Source organism: Nocardia sp. GCM10030253 (assembly GCF_042675075.1).
Classification (GTDB): domain Bacteria; phylum Actinomycetota; class Actinomycetes; order Mycobacteriales; family Mycobacteriaceae; genus Nocardia.
Genome location: NZ_JBHTDL010000006.1, coordinates 759,935 through 772,182 on the forward strand (window position 1 = coordinate 759,935; position 12,248 = coordinate 772,182).

Consider the following 12,248-nt stretch of genomic DNA (forward strand, 5'->3'; position numbering starts at 1 on the left):
ATCCTGACGTGGCACAATGGGCCCATGCGCGGATCTGGAGTACGACTTGTGGCACGTCGCCACGTCGACTTCAAGCGCGTCTGTAGCGCCTGCTGTCTGCCCGGCTCTCCCCGGTAGTTCAGCGGCGCGCATTCCCGGGTCTCCCCGGCGATCTTCCGATTTCGATGACATCGGCCCGCTGACACCGCAGGCGTGAGTCAGCACAGCGCCTACCAACCCCGCTGACTCCGCCAGCTGCCATCCCCTAGGCGCCCTCAGCACGGATGTTCACCCACCCCGCAGGAGCGACCCCATGACGTCGAGCACCGACGCCGGTCCGATCGATCAGCCTTCGCCGGAGTCCAGGCCCGGGCATCACGCACGCCAGGACCGTCCGGCCTCCGAGCGACGCGTTCGACCGGACCGTCCCCGCACCGACGCGGCCGCCGCACCGCGCGCCCGCACCGGTAAGCCCGTTCGCCGCAAGGCGGAGGGCCAGTGGGCACTCGGCTACCGCGAGCCGCTGAACCCGAACGAACAGTCCAAGAAGGACGACAACCCGCTCAACGTCCGCGCCCGGATCGAGAACATCTACTCGAAGCAAGGCTTCGACAGCATCGACAAGGGCGACCTGCGTGGCCGGTTCCGCTGGTGGGGTCTCTACACCCAGCGCGAGCAGGGCTACGACGGTAGTTGGACCGGCGACGAGAACATCGACATTCTCGAGGCCAAATACTTCATGATGCGCATCCGCTGCGACGCGGGCGCGCTCAATGTCGAGCAGCTGCGCACCCTCGGCCAGATCTCGACCGAGTTCGGACGCGATACCGCCGACCTGTCCGATCGCGAGAACGTCCAGTACCACTGGATCGAGGTCGAGAACGTCCCCGAGATCTGGAAGCGGATCGAGGCGGTCGGCCTGAAGACCACCGAGGCGTGCGGCGACTGCCCACGCGTGGTGCTCGGTTCACCGCTGGCAGGCGAGTCGCTGGACGAGATCATCGACCCGACGCCCGCGATCGACGAGATCGTGCGCCGCTATATCGGCAAGAAGGAGTACTCCAACCTGCCGCGCAAGTTCAAGTCCGCGATCTCGGGCCAGCAGGATGTGGTGCACGAGATCAACGACATCGCTTTCATCGGCGTGAACCATCCCGAGCACGGCCCCGGTCTCGACCTGTGGGTCGGCGGCGGCTTGTCGACGAACCCCATGCTGGCGCAGCGCGTCGGCGCGTGGGTGCCGCTCGACGAGGTGCCGGACGTGTGGGAGGCCGTTGTCTCGCTGTACCGCGACTACGGCTACCGCCGACTGCGCACCAAGGCCAGGCTGAAGTTCCTGATCAAGGACTGGGGCATCGAGAAGTTCCGCCAGGTGCTCGAGGACGAGTACCTGAAGCGCAAGCTGATCGACGGTCCCGCGCCGGAACAGCCGACCAAACCGATCGACCATGTCGGCGTGCAGAAGCTGCGCAACGGGCTCAACGCCGTCGGCTTCTCCCCCATCGCGGGCCGGGTGTCGGGCACCATCCTGACCAAGATCGCGGACGCGGCGGCCGAGGTCGGATCGGATCGGATCCGGTTCACCCCGTACCAGAAGCTGATCGTGCTCGACGTCGCCGACGACAAGGTCGATGAGCTCATCGACGCGCTGGAACCCCTCGGCCTGCAGGCTCGTCCGTCACTGTGGCGGCGCAACCTGATGGCGTGCTCCGGTATCGAGTTCTGCAAGCTCTCCTTCGCCGAGACGCGCAAGCGGTCCCAGGTGCTGGTGCCCGAGCTCGAAGAGCGGCTCGCGGATCTCAATGCACAGCTGGACGTTCCGGTGACCATCAACATCAACGGCTGCCCGAACTCGTGCGCGCGCTCGCAGATCGCCGATATCGGGTTCAAGGGGCAGCTGGTCGACGACGGCACCGGGAATCACGTCGAGGGTTTCCAGGTTCACCTCGGTGGCAGCCTCGGATTCGACAGCGCATTCGGTCGTAAGTTGCGCCAGCACAAGGTGACCAGCGACGAACTCGGTGACTACATCGAGCGGGTGGTGCGCAACTTCATCAAGCACCGCGAGGGCGGCGAACGGTTCGCACAGTGGGCGGTTCGCGCCGACGAGGCCGACCTGAAGTGACGAGCGCAGCGAACAGCGGCGATCGAGCAGAGCTGAGCGATGGCTCGGTACGGGAGATCTGACATGACAACACCATTGATGGACAAGCTGTCCGAGGACGAGCTGCGGGCGATCGCCGAGCGCGGCGCCGCGGAGCTCGACGGCGCTTCAGCCGCCGAGCTGCTGCGGTGGACCGAGGACAATTTCGGCACCGGGTCGACCGGCGCGCAGGGTGACCGCGCAGGCTACATCGTCGCCTCGAACATGCAGGACGGCGTGCTGGTTCACCTTGCCGCGCAGGTCCGTTCGGGTGTCGACGTACTTTTCCTCGATACCGGCTACCACTTCGCCGAAACCATCGGCACCCGCGACGCGGTCGAGGCCGTGTACGGCGTGAACGTGATCAATGTGCGGCCCGAACACTCGGTGGCCGAACAGGATCAGTTGCTCGGCAAGGATCTGTTCGCGCGCGATCCCGGCGAGTGCTGCCGGCTGCGCAAGGTTGTGCCGCTGCAGAAGTCGCTCGGCGGCTACAACGCCTGGGTCACCGGCATCCGCCGGGTGGAAGCACCGACCCGGGCCAACGCACCGCTCATCTCGTTCGACGAGGCGTTCGGCCTGGTGAAGATCAACCCGATCGCCGCCTGGTCCGACGACGAGATGCAGGCCTACATCGAACAACACGGCATCCTCGTCAATCCCCTGGTGGAAGAGGGATATCCGTCCATCGGCTGCGCTCCGTGCACACGGAAGCCGGAGCCGGGTTCCGATCCGCGAAGCGGCCGTTGGGCCGGCCTCGCCAAGACCGAATGCGGGTTGCATCAGTCATGACCGAAACCATCGTGGGTGAATTTGTGAACGAATCATCGAACATTGCCGAACGTGCCCTTGGCATTACCGAATTCGACACCCTCGCGGCGCTCGAATCCGAGTCGATCCACATCTTCCGTGAGGTGGCAGGCGAATTCGAGCGGCCGGTGATCCTGTTCTCCGGCGGCAAGGACTCGACGGTGCTGCTGCACCTGGCGCTGAAGGCCTTCTGGCCCGCGCCGCTGCCGTTCGCACTGCTGCACGTCGACACCGGGCACAACCTGCCCGAGGTGTTGGAGTTCCGCGACAAGATCGTCGAGAAGTACGGCCTGCGGTTGCATGTCGCGAAGGTCGAGGACTATCTCGCCGACGGGCGGCTGGCCGAGCGCCCCGACGGTATCCGCAACCCATTGCAGACCGTTCCACTGCTGGACGGCATCGCCGAGCACCGCTTCGACGCGGTGTTCGGCGGTGGCCGCCGTGACGAGGAGCGCTCCCGCGCCAAGGAGCGCATCTTCTCGCTGCGCAACGCCTTCGGGCAGTGGGATCCGAAGCGGCAGCGCCCCGAGCTGTGGAACCTGTACAACGGGCGGCACGCACCAGGCGAGCACGTGCGGGTATTCCCGCTGAGCAACTGGACCGAGCTCGATATCTGGCGCTATATCGCGCGTGAGGATGTCGACCTGGCGAGCATCTACTACACGCACGAGCGCCCGGTCTACCAGCGCGACGGCATGTGGATGACGCCGGGCGTGTGGGGCGGCCCGCGCGACGGCGAGGTACTGGAGACCCGTTCGGTGCGCTACCGCACCGTCGGCGACGGATCCAGCACCGGCGCGATTCTTTCCGAGGCGGCCGACAACGAGGCGATCCTCGCCGAGGTGGCCGCCTCCCGACTGACCGAACGCGGTGCTACCCGTGGTGACGACCGAGTGTCGGAAGCCGCGATGGAAGACCGCAAGCGAGAGGGTTATTTCTGATATGTCCGACCTATTGAGGCTGGCCACCGCCGGTTCTGTCGACGACGGCAAGTCCACTCTGGTCGGACGCCTGCTCTACGACACGAAGTCCGTGCTTGCCGATCAGATCGACGCCGTCACCCGCGCGTCGGTGGACAAGGGTCTTGCCACCCCGGACCTTTCGCTGCTTGTGGACGGGCTGCGGGCGGAACGTGAGCAGGGCATCACCATCGATGTCGCCTACCGCTACTTCGCTACGCCGCAGCGGTCTTTCGTGCTCGCGGACACCCCTGGGCATGTGCAGTACACCCGCAATACAGTGTCCGGCGCGTCCACCGCACAGCTGGTGATCCTGCTCGTCGATGCTCGTAAAGGTGTTATCGAGCAGACGCGTCGGCACGCCGCGGTACTGGCGCTGCTCGGAGTGCCCAAGCTGGTACTCGCGGTGAACAAGATCGACCTGGTCGACGACGCCGCGAGCGTATTCGCCGAGATCTCCGCCGAGTTCAACCAGCTCACCAGCACTCTCGGGTGGTCAAGCGAGGATGTGCAGGAGATCCCGGTCTCCGCGCTGAACGGCGACAATGTCGCCACCCGCTCGGCGAACACCCCGTACTACGACGGGCCTTCGCTGATCGAGCATCTGGAATCGGTTCCGGTGGACGCCGACAGCTCGGGCGCGCACTCACTCGGCCTGCGTTTTCCGGTGCAGTACGTGATCCGGCCGCGCACCGCCGAATACCCCGACTACCGCGGTTATGCCGGTCAGATCGCGGCGGGCTCGGTGGCTCCCGGCGACGAAATCGTGGTGCTGCCTTCGGGTATCCGTTCCACGATCGAGCGGGTCGACACTCCCGACGGTGAGCTCGCGGTGGCACAGACCGGGCGCAGCGTCACGCTGATCCTCGCCGACAACGTGGACATCTCCCGCGGCGACATCATCGCCTCCGTCGCCGATGCCCCCGAGCCGATCGATGCCTTCGACGCGACCGTGTGCTGGTTGGGCGACAAGCCGCTGCGCCCCGGCGCCCGGCTGCTGCTCAAGCACGGCACCCGCACCACACAGGCCATCGTCGGTGCCCTGCTGGAGCGTTTCGACGAGCAGCGCCTTGCCGCGGACCCGAACCCGGAGTCGCTGGAACTCAACGACATCGGCCGCATCTCCGTGCGCGTCGCCGAGCCCGTCGCGGCCGACGACTACCGCGTGAACCGGCACACCGGCAGCTTCCTGCTCATCGATCCCGCAGGCGGCAACACCCTGGCCGCAGGCCTGGTCGGCGACGTGCTGTCGACGGTCGAGGTCGGAACCGGAGTCTGACATGTGGTCCGCGCCAGCACTTTTCGACCCCGCGCCGGCGCGGACCAGCATGCCCGCAGCCGTACCGGCACAGGTCACGGCAGCCCAACCACCAACCGCGAACACGGCAACACCGACTGCGGCGGCACGAATCACCACAGCATCACCACCCACACCAGCAGCAGTACAAATCACGGCATCTTCACCGCCCGTGCTGATCGCCGTCGCGCACGGCAGCCGCGATCCACGCTCGGCCGCGACCATGTCCGCTGTCGTCGCGGAGATCGCCGCCGCGCGACCGGAACTCACGGTGCGGCTGGCGTTCCTCGATCTCAACACCCCGTCCGTGGAGCAGATCGTGGATGAGGTTGCCGAACAGGGGTACACGCACGCGGTCGTGGTGCCGCTGTTGCTCGGCAGCGCCTTCCACGCCAGGGTCGATCTGCCGAGCCTGCTCGCCTCGGCGCGGACCCGGCATCCACAGTTGCAGCTGACCCAGGCCGACGTCCTCGGCACCGACGCCCGACTGATCACCGCGGTCCGCACCAGAGCGCTGACCGCCGGCGCCGACCCGACCGACAACCGCCTCGGCATCGCGGTCGCCGCCGTCGGCTCCTCGTCACGCGAAGCGAACGCCCGCACCACCACCGTGGCCCGCGTGCTGACAACCGGCACCGCCTGGCATACCACCACCTGCTTCGCCACCACCGAACCCTCACTGACGCAAGCGGTTTCCCGCCTGCGAGCCCGCGGCGCGACCCGTGTCCTCGTCGCCCCCTGGTTCCTCGCCCCCGGCCTCCTCACCGACCGACTCTGCGCCGCCGAACCAAACCTCGTGCACGCGAACACCATTGGCGCCCATCCCCTTCTCGCCGACGTAATCCTGGATCGCTACGCCACAGCGCACACCGCGGCCCTCGACCTTTCGGCCTGAGCGGATAGCGTCGGCGGAACGTTCTGTCGGTGTGTCGGCAGGTTGTTCGAAGGCTTTGGCGGGGTCGAAGGTCTGGCGGGTTTGCAGGCAGTGGCAAGAGCCGGCCGAGCACCTTGCCGGACTTCGTCAGCCTCCATCCATGTCATTGGATCCGACTGCTGGTTCTCCGGCACAGCGATTGACCGAGCTGGCTCACCGCGCGGCGGAGATCGGTTGATGTAGCCGACTACCCCCGATTTGACGTGAGGCAGCTCACATCAGGCCGGATTGTCAGATACCCCCTAGGGGTATATGTTTTGGTTGTCGGAACGAAGGATGTAGGCAAGAGAGGCCGAGCAATGAGCACCAAGGCGAACACCACGCAGCACCACACCCCCGTCGACCATGCGGGCTCGTCCGACCATTCGAATCATGCGACTGAAGCCGGTCACGCTGCACTCGGAGCGCACGCGGCCAACACCGTTCAGACAAACCGAGTCACTCGTGGAACGCACGCCGACCACGCGGCTCACGCGGGCGATGCGGATCACTCGGGTCACGCGAGTCTTGGCGAGCACTCGGGTCACGGCGAGCACGGTCAGCACGGCGCTCATGCGGGACACGCGGCGGCGGGGCCAGGTGGACTGCAGATCACCCAGGATGGGTACACGCTGGAGCTCGATAGCACGATTGCGCTGCCCGGTGAGATCGACTTCAGGTTCCGGATTGTCGGGCCGGATGGACAGGTGGTCACGGATTACACCTCGATCCACGACAAAGAGCTGCATCTGATCGTCGCGCAGCGCGAGTTGACCGGGTTCTGGCATGTGCATCCCGAGCGTGCGGCCGACGGTACCTGGTCGGTGCGGCTGAATCTGCCCGCGGCGGGCGCGTATCGAGTGTTCACCGATATCGCGCCGCGGGCTCTCGGGCGGACGATCACGCTCGGGGCGGATCTCGCGGTCGCGGGCGACTATGCGCCGCTGCCCACGCCCGAGGCGGCTCGCACCTTCGTGGTGGACGGGTATGAGGTTGCGCTGGAGGGCGACCTGGTTCCCGGCGAGGGCCGTCTGGTCACGCTCACCGTGCGCAAGGACGGCGAGCCGGTGACCGATCTGCAGCCCTACCTGGCCGCCTTCGGACATCTCGTGGTGCTGCGCGCAGGCGATCTGGCCTATGTCCACGTCCACCCGAACGGCGAACCCGGCGACGGAATCACCCCGGCCGGACCCGAAATCACCTTCCACACAGTTGTTCCCGGCCCCGGAACCTATCGCCTCTTCCTGGACTTCAAGCACGGTGACACCGTCCGCACCGCCGCTTTCACACTGACCGCTACTCTCACACATCAGCACTGAAAGCCCGCCGCGCGGCGCACGATCCAACTCACTCACCACAACTGAACCAACCTCGAGCGGGCGCCCATCTGGGCGCCCGCTTCATTTCGACTGATCAGTCCGCGGCCTCGCCCATGAGGTTGTCGACGATGGCACGGGCGGTGGCGACACCCCAGTCGTCGCCCATCTGCTGGGCGGTGTTGGCGGCGCTGACTACGGCCTCTAGTTCGAAGGCGATGACATCGGCGTCGCGTTCGCCGAGATGACCCTGCTCTTGGGCGCGGCGAATCTCCTTGGCCAGGAACGCCATCCAGTCTCGGCGATCGTCGATGATGGCGTCGCGGACGGGGCCCGGCTTGCTGTCGAATTCGGAAATCGTGGCGACGCGGAAACAACCGCCGGGGAACGTCGGGTCGGTGATGTGATCGAACCATAGGTCGATCAGGACACGGAGGCGGTCATGGCCGCGCGGGTGCGACATGGTCGGCGCGATGACTCGCTCGATGAATGCTTCGCGAGCGGACTTCACCGCGGCCACCTGCAGAGCCTCCTTCGTGCCGAACAGGGTCGCGATGCCGCTCTTGCTCAGGCCGAGATCGGCGGCGAGCCTGCCGATACTGACCCCGGTCAACCCCTCGACGGAGGCCACGTCCGCGGCGTGCCTGGCAATGGATGCCCTGGCCCGAGCGCCCTTGACCAAGCGTTGGTCGGTGCCGGACTGCTGTTCCGAAGGGGTTGTCGACTCGGCCATGAGTTCCATTGTTCCACCTGGGGTTGCAAATACGAACGTACGGTCGTACGTTAGTTGCACGAACGATCGTACGCTTTGTTTGCACTCTCCCGCTGAAGGATCTCCCCCATGACCGAAGTGTCCGCACGGATCGACAAGCCGCCGACCACGAACGCCGCCGCCCGCACACTCCTCATCGCCTGCGGCGCGGCGTTCATCGCGTTCCTCGACCTCTCCGTAGTCAACATCGCATTCCCTTCGATCGCCCGCGACTTTCCCGGCACCCCGACCACAACGCTGACCTGGATCGTCAGCGGTTACGCTGTCGCATTCGCGGCGCTGCTCACCCCAGCGGGCCGGTTCGCGGACACGCTCGGCAGGCGCAAACTGTTCTTGATCGCCATGGCCGGTTTCGCGCTGACTTCACTGCTGTGCGGGCTCGCACCAAGCGCGACATGGCTGATCGCCGGTCGCCTGCTGCAGGGCGCGACGGCGGCACTCATGGTGCCGTCCGCGCTCGGACTGGTGCTCAGTGTCACCCCACGCGAGCGGATCGGCGCGGCGATCGGAGCCTGGTCTGCCGCAGGAGGATTCGCCGCGGTCGTCGGTCCCGCGATCGGCGGCGCCATGGTCGAGGCCTTCGGCTGGCGCTCGGTGTTCATGATCAACATTCCGGTCGCGATCGTGCTCATGGTGCCCGGTCTGCGCATTCCGGTGCCCGACACACGGCAGCCGGGCAGCGCCATGCCCGACCCGCTCGGGACGATCGCCATTGCGCTCGGACTCGGCGGCCTTGTCGCCGGGGTCACAGAGGGCCAGCGGTGGGGTTGGACCGCACCGGCCACCCTGATCGCGCTGATCGGCGGCGTCCTGCTGATCCTCGCCGCACTGCTGCGCTCGATCCGCCATCACAATCCCGCAATCGCCGTCCAGTTGTGGCAGAGCAGGCCGTATGCGCTGGCCAACGCGTCGTCCTTCGTGTTCGGCGCGACCATGTTCGCCTGGCTCTTGACGGGACCGCTCTTCCTGGATGCGATTTGGGAGTACTCGGTGCTCGAGTCGGCCGCCGCGTTGACCGTCGGTGCGGTGTCTTCGATGGTGACCGCCACCCTCGCCGGTCGCATCACCTCGCCCGTGACGCGCCGCTGGGTCGGCGTGCTCGGCGCGCTGATGTACACCGCCAGCACAGCATGGATGAGTACCGATGCCTTCGGTACGACACCGGCGCTGTGGTCGGCGTGGATCCCCGCCGGATTGCTCGGCGGTGGCGGCGTCGGGATCGTCGTCACGGTGCTCGGCACAGCCGTGGCGAGTTCCCTTCCACCGCAACAGTTTGCCGCGGGAATCGGGATGAACCTGACCGCGCGGCAAGTCGGCGGCGCACTGGGTATCGCGGTACTTGCCGCCGTGTTCGCCGCGCATCCCGGCGATCAGCTCGGCGGGTTCCACACCGTATTCGCCGTCTGCGCGGGCATCGGCGTCGCTGCGTCGCTGCTCATCGCGATCCCCAGTCGCACGCCAACCGCCGTATCGGCCACGCAGTAGGAACATGCGTACCGCACAACAGCATTCGACCCGAAGACGCCGCCGGACCTACCGATCGAGATTTGGGAGTTACCTTGACCGACAACGATATCCGTACCGAAGCCAATGATCCGATGCTGCTGCCCGCCGACGAAGCGCGCCGTCTGTTGGCCGATGCGCCGTGGCAGCGATACGCGGTGCTCGGTGACTCCATCGCCCAAGGCGTCGGCGATCCGAGCCCCGGCTATGAGAGTAAAGGATGGGCCGACCGCGTCGCAGCGATGCTTTCGTCGTCGAATCCCGGTCTGGCCTACTTGAATACCGGCCGGATCGGCGCCACCACCGCGCAGGTGCTCGCCGAGCAGTTGCAGCCGGTCCTCGATTTCGAGCCCGACCTGGTGCACCTCAATTGCGGCGGCAACGATTTGTTCCTGCAGGGCGGCAGTCTCGACGAACTACGTACGAATCTGGATGCGCTGTTCGGCGCATTGGCCCGCAGCAACGCTCAGATCTGTACCTTCACACTGGCAGACGTGTGGGAGGTCGAGCGAATGCTGCCGATGCGCCCGATGCGCGACCGGATGGCTGCGCTCAATGATGTGGTGCGCGAATTGGCGGCACGGTACGACGCGATCCTGGTGGAATTCTGGGACCACCCGGTGCGGCTGCGTCCTGATCTGATGAGCGCCGATCTCATCCACTTCACGACGAGCGGATATGCCGTGGTAGCCGGTGAGATGGTGCGCGCACTCCACAATCACCTGTCGGCGCGTACCGAAGAACCTGCACGCTGATCCCGAAGCGGCGCTCTTTCAACGACACTGGGCCGTGCCCGACACTTCGTCCGGCACGGCCCAGCATTTCTTACTTCGACCCCAGAATCAGGGCAGCACCTGCGGCACCATCTCCGGAGCGAGTGCACCGACCAGCAGGCCGATCACGGCGCCCCACACCGCACCGCTCAGCGCGCCGCTGATCGCACACGGGATCGCGGCGACAATGAAGCCCGGCAGGCACGCGACACCCGCGAGGACTCCCGAACCCGCGGCACCAGCGAGGGCACCGCCTGCGGCGCCGTTCGCCAGCGGATCGTGGTTGGTCGCTTCCGGGTTGGTCGCGATCTCTTCCAGCGGGATCCCGGCTGCCACCGGTGTGACTACCGGCTCGGCGACCAGCTGCACGGCCGGTGCAGGCGCCTGGGCAACCTGTACCGGATCGGCCGAAGCCACTCCGGCGACGGCGACGGCAACCGCCAACGGCATCACTGCGGCAACCAACTTGTTTACAAAGGTCCGACGGACCATGTCTTTCTCATTTCTCCCCGACCCCCGATATCGAATCGAACGTCTCCGAATTGCTGTTCGGCTCAGGATGATCCGAACAGCTCAAAGTATCGGACGTCTGATCAGATTTCAAACTGTTCTGCCACAACTCTTTTCGGGGCAATACCGGCGCGGGGACCCTTTCCACTCGGTCGGCTGCTGAACGATCGCGGGCCACACGTCCCCGAACGGCACCGGTCCGCAATGCCGATGACGAGTCGATGACGAACAATTGATGATTCGATGTGAATGACTCATTCTGACGGTCGACGATTCACGTTCGATATCTATCGACAAGTTCGGCGCCGAGTACCGCCAACTGGTCGCGCACCGATTGCGGCGCGAGCACTTCTATTTCGGCGCCCCAGCCCGCCAATTGCTGGGCAATCATGCGAGGAGTCGGCGCGGTGACGCGGACCTGGATGCGACCGTCGTCGACCGGGCCGTCCACCACGCAGTGCCTGCCCTGCTGATTGCGCAGGACAGGCAGCAACGGCGCCGCGATCAGGACGGTCGCGGACGTGGCCGCCCTGCGCTGCTCCATCTCGCCGACCACGTCACCCCACGCCTCGGACAGATCGAAATCGGCAGGGCGATGGGCTGTTTCGTCGGTGACTTCCGCGTCGACGATGCGGTCGACGCGGAAGGTGCGCTGACCGCGATCGGTACCTGCGATGAGATACCAGATGCCGTCCTTGTCGACCAGGCCCCACGGATCGACCAGCCGCTGCGTTTTCTCGCCCTTGCGGTCGTAACCCAGGCGCACCTTGCGGCGTTCGACGACGGCCCGCTGCAGCAGGGTGACCATTTCCGGGCGCGCCGGATCGCGTGCACCCCAGCGCGCGGGATCGATGACCACCGCATCGGCCGCCGCCTGCGCATCGTTGCGGAAGGTCTGCGGCAGGGCGCGCACCAGCTTTCGCAGCGCGGACTTCAGTTCGGGTACCGCGTTGGCCGACGGGCCCGCCAGTAGGAACAGTGCGCGCGCCTCGGGTTCGTTCAGGCCGCTGAGGTCGGTGCGTGCGCCGCCGATCAAGGACCAACCACCGCCGCGCCCCATCTGCGGGTACACCGGAACCCCCGCCGCCGAGAGCGCTTCCAGGTCGCGGCGCGCGGTGGCGACCGAGACCTCGAGTTCCTCGGCGATCTCGGCCGCCGTCACCCGTCCGCGCGCCTGCATCAACAACAGGGTCGCCACCAATCTGTCCGCTCGCATGTTTTTCATTCTGCCCGTAAAAGTGCTCATTCCGTGAGCACTTTGGGTTGGATGATG

General features: G+C 66.2%; 12 protein-coding genes. 9 read left to right on the forward strand and 3 right to left on the reverse strand.

Annotated features, from left to right (window positions below):
- Nucleotides 1-24: 24 nt before the first annotated feature.
- From ACFQZZ_RS15675 to ACFQZZ_RS15705, 7 genes are all read left to right on the forward strand, one after another.
- A complete protein-coding gene (locus ACFQZZ_RS15675) occupies nt 25-117 on the forward strand; it encodes an Ms4527A family Cys-rich leader peptide (protein WP_378680218.1) in 93 nt (30 codons plus the stop codon).
- A gap of 175 nt (nt 118-292) precedes the next feature.
- Nucleotides 293-2,104, forward strand: a complete 1,812-nt coding sequence (locus ACFQZZ_RS15680) for a nitrite/sulfite reductase (protein WP_378680220.1) — start codon at nt 293-295, stop codon at nt 2,102-2,104.
- A gap of 63 nt (nt 2,105-2,167) precedes the next feature.
- Complete coding sequence (locus ACFQZZ_RS15685; protein ID WP_378680223.1) at nt 2,168-2,914, forward strand: phosphoadenylyl-sulfate reductase; 747 nt, start codon at nt 2,168-2,170, stop codon at nt 2,912-2,914.
- On the forward strand, nt 2,893-3,873 hold the full coding sequence (cysD, locus tag ACFQZZ_RS15690; RefSeq protein WP_378680225.1) for a sulfate adenylyltransferase subunit CysD: 981 nt from the start codon (nt 2,893-2,895) through the stop codon (nt 3,871-3,873). Before ACFQZZ_RS15685 ends, cysD begins: the two co-directional genes overlap by 22 nt.
- 1 nt (nt 3,874) lies before the next feature.
- On the forward strand, nt 3,875-5,170 hold the full coding sequence (locus tag ACFQZZ_RS15695; protein WP_378680227.1) for a sulfate adenylyltransferase subunit 1: 1,296 nt from the start codon (nt 3,875-3,877) through the stop codon (nt 5,168-5,170).
- Between the two features lie 190 nt (nt 5,171-5,360).
- A complete protein-coding gene (locus tag ACFQZZ_RS15700; RefSeq protein WP_378680230.1) occupies nt 5,361-6,083 on the forward strand; it encodes a sirohydrochlorin chelatase in 723 nt (240 codons plus the stop codon).
- A gap of 338 nt (nt 6,084-6,421) precedes the next feature.
- A complete protein-coding gene (locus ACFQZZ_RS15705; protein WP_378680233.1) occupies nt 6,422-7,420 on the forward strand; it encodes a hypothetical protein in 999 nt (332 codons plus the stop codon).
- Between the two features lie 94 nt (nt 7,421-7,514).
- Here ACFQZZ_RS15705 and ACFQZZ_RS15710 read toward each other — a convergent pair whose 3' ends face one another.
- On the reverse strand, nt 7,515-8,150 hold the full coding sequence (locus ACFQZZ_RS15710; protein WP_378680235.1) for a TetR/AcrR family transcriptional regulator: 636 nt from the start codon (nt 8,148-8,150) through the stop codon (nt 7,515-7,517).
- A 108-nt stretch (nt 8,151-8,258) separates the two neighbouring features.
- Here ACFQZZ_RS15710 and ACFQZZ_RS15715 point away from each other — a divergent pair, with 108 nt between their 5' ends.
- Both ACFQZZ_RS15715 and ACFQZZ_RS15720 read left to right on the forward strand, forming a co-directional pair.
- The gene (locus ACFQZZ_RS15715; RefSeq protein WP_378680237.1) at nt 8,259-9,674 is read left to right on the forward strand and encodes an MFS transporter; all 1,416 of its coding nucleotides are present in this window, start codon (nt 8,259-8,261) and stop codon (nt 9,672-9,674) included.
- Between the two features lie 74 nt (nt 9,675-9,748).
- Nucleotides 9,749-10,447, forward strand: a complete 699-nt coding sequence (locus ACFQZZ_RS15720) for an SGNH/GDSL hydrolase family protein (protein WP_378680240.1) — start codon at nt 9,749-9,751, stop codon at nt 10,445-10,447.
- 87 nt (nt 10,448-10,534) lie between these two features.
- Here ACFQZZ_RS15720 and ACFQZZ_RS15725 read toward each other — a convergent pair whose 3' ends face one another.
- Together ACFQZZ_RS15725 and ACFQZZ_RS15730 are read right to left on the reverse strand one after the other, a co-directional pair.
- A complete protein-coding gene (locus tag ACFQZZ_RS15725) occupies nt 10,535-10,957 on the reverse strand; it encodes a hypothetical protein (protein ID WP_378680242.1) in 423 nt (140 codons plus the stop codon).
- Nucleotides 10,958-11,249: 292 nt separating this feature from the next.
- Nucleotides 11,250-12,191, reverse strand: a complete 942-nt coding sequence (locus tag ACFQZZ_RS15730; protein ID WP_378680244.1) for a helix-turn-helix transcriptional regulator — start codon at nt 12,189-12,191, stop codon at nt 11,250-11,252.
- Nucleotides 12,192-12,248 lie beyond the last annotated feature (57 nt).

Coding starts and splice junctions, on each gene's coding strand:
- ACFQZZ_RS15675 (WP_378680218.1), top strand. CDS start 25: ATGCGCGGATCTGGAGTACGACTTGTGGCACGTCGCCACGTCGACTTC.
- ACFQZZ_RS15680 (WP_378680220.1), top strand. CDS start 293: ATGACGTCGAGCACCGACGCCGGTCCGATCGATCAGCCTTCGCCGGAG.
- ACFQZZ_RS15685 (WP_378680223.1), top strand. CDS start 2,168: ATGACAACACCATTGATGGACAAGCTGTCCGAGGACGAGCTGCGGGCG.
- cysD (WP_378680225.1), top strand. CDS start 2,893: ATGCGGGTTGCATCAGTCATGACCGAAACCATCGTGGGTGAATTTGTG.
- ACFQZZ_RS15695 (WP_378680227.1), top strand. CDS start 3,875: ATGTCCGACCTATTGAGGCTGGCCACCGCCGGTTCTGTCGACGACGGC.
- ACFQZZ_RS15705 (WP_378680233.1), top strand. CDS start 6,422: ATGAGCACCAAGGCGAACACCACGCAGCACCACACCCCCGTCGACCAT.
- ACFQZZ_RS15710 (WP_378680235.1), bottom strand. CDS start 8,150: ATGGCCGAGTCGACAACCCCTTCGGAACAGCAGTCCGGCACCGACCAA.
- ACFQZZ_RS15715 (WP_378680237.1), top strand. CDS start 8,259: ATGACCGAAGTGTCCGCACGGATCGACAAGCCGCCGACCACGAACGCC.
- ACFQZZ_RS15725 (WP_378680242.1), bottom strand. CDS start 10,957: ATGGTCCGTCGGACCTTTGTAAACAAGTTGGTTGCCGCAGTGATGCCG.
- ACFQZZ_RS15730 (WP_378680244.1), bottom strand. CDS start 12,191: ATGCGAGCGGACAGATTGGTGGCGACCCTGTTGTTGATGCAGGCGCGC.